The organism is Methylobacterium sp. WL103, from assembly GCF_008039885.1.
Classification (GTDB): domain Bacteria; phylum Pseudomonadota; class Alphaproteobacteria; order Rhizobiales; family Beijerinckiaceae; genus Methylobacterium; species Methylobacterium cerastii.
Genome location: NZ_VRUX01000833.1, coordinates 1 through 1,468, shown reverse-complemented (window position 1 = coordinate 1,468; position 1,468 = coordinate 1). Strand labels below are relative to the sequence as shown.

Below are 1,468 nucleotides of genomic sequence, written 5' to 3'. Positions count from 1 at the left end.
GGCTCCGGCAGGGCGTCGCCCGCCGGCAAGGCGAAGTACGCGCGGAGCTCGCCGCCGAGATGGTTGCGGACGACGGCCGCGACGTCGACCGCGCCCAGCTCGGCGTCGAAGGTTTCGTCCCGGCCGTTGGAGATGGCTTGCGTCATGCCGATGGAGCGTCCCAAGGTTCTCACGGTCAAGCTCTTTTGAGCTGGTCTAAGGTAATTGCATATTAAATTCTGAGCCGGTGATGAACGGCCCTTAACCGTAACCGACTCCGACGGAACGTTGCTTTAGCAACGAACCCCTTTGCTCTGGCCTCATCGTGGCCCGGATGGTGAAGGCGGGCAATCGAGGCGGAGCGGGACTTTAGGGTGGGTGCGCGGCACGGGCCGCGCGTGGCTGTCGCAGGTGGGTCTCAAGTCGGAACCGATCCGATCAGGCCCGATTTCATCACGGGCAACCTTCTCGCGCGGGGAAGGTTGAGTTATCTATTCATCATGTCTCGCCGAGTTTCCTATCGCATCCACGACCGGGACGACGGTCTGTTCGACGCAGCCGCCACCGTCGCGCCCGACAAGACGTATCGGCGCGAGGGCTTCGCCTCGCTCGCCGACGCCGAGGAATGGATCGATGGGCTGCGCGTCCTGATGGCCGCGATCGGCGCGCCGGTGGTGCAGGCGCAACCGGAGCCGGGCCTGCGCGATGCCCCTCCCCTTCCGTTCGGCGCGGCGCGCGCGACCGAACCGAAGACGGCCGGCGCCCGGCTGCGGCGCTTCCGCGATGCGATGTCCGCCTCCGAGGACGAGGCGGACTGAACCGCCGACTGCGCGGCGGCCTCCCCACGGAAGAGCCTCCATCCGGCCGGGCAGTACGGCCTTGCCTTCGGAGCCGGGCGAACCAGACTGCGTCGGGCGAGCGCGACCGATCCGGTCCGCGCGAGGAAACCGCCGATGGTCCGAACCCGAACCGGCGCGCGCGTGCTCGTCGACCAGCTCCTGGCGCAGGGCGTCGACCGGCTGACCTGCGTCCCCGGCGAGAGCTACCTCGCCGTCCTCGACGCGCTCTACGACACGGACGTCGATGTGCTGGTCTGCCGGCAGGAGGGAGGGGCCGCGATGATGGCCGAGGCGGCGGGCAAGCTCACCGGCCGGCCGGGCGTCTGCTTCGTCACCCGCGGCCCCGGCGCCGCCAACGCGTCGGCGGGCCTCCACGTGGCGCAGCAGGATTCGACCCCGATGATCCTGTTCGTCGGCCAGGTCGCCCGCGGCATGCGCGACCGCGACGCCTTCCAGGAGATCGACTACCGGGCGATGTTCGGCACGGTGGCCAAGTGGGTCGTCGAGGTCGACGACGCCGCGCGCATCCCAGAGCTCATCGCCCGTGCCTTCCGGGTGGCGATGCAGGGGCGCCCCGGCCCGGTGGTGGTGGCGCTGCCGGAGGACATGCTCGACGACGCCGTCGCCGTCGCGGACGCGGGGTCCGTCGC

Annotated in this window: 2 protein-coding genes; both read left to right on the top strand. The window is 70.0% G+C overall.

Annotation, left to right across the window (positions count from 1 at the left end; translation table 11 throughout):
* Positions 1-353 precede the first annotated feature (353 nt).
* On the top strand, positions 354-797 hold the full coding sequence (locus tag FV222_RS30160) for a hypothetical protein (RefSeq protein WP_187277481.1): 444 nt from the start codon (positions 354-356) through the stop codon (positions 795-797).
* Between the two features lie 135 nt (positions 798-932).
* Positions 933-1,468 (top strand): thiamine pyrophosphate-binding protein (locus tag FV222_RS25890; RefSeq protein ID WP_246685672.1); only part of this gene is annotated, 536 nt, incomplete at its 3' end.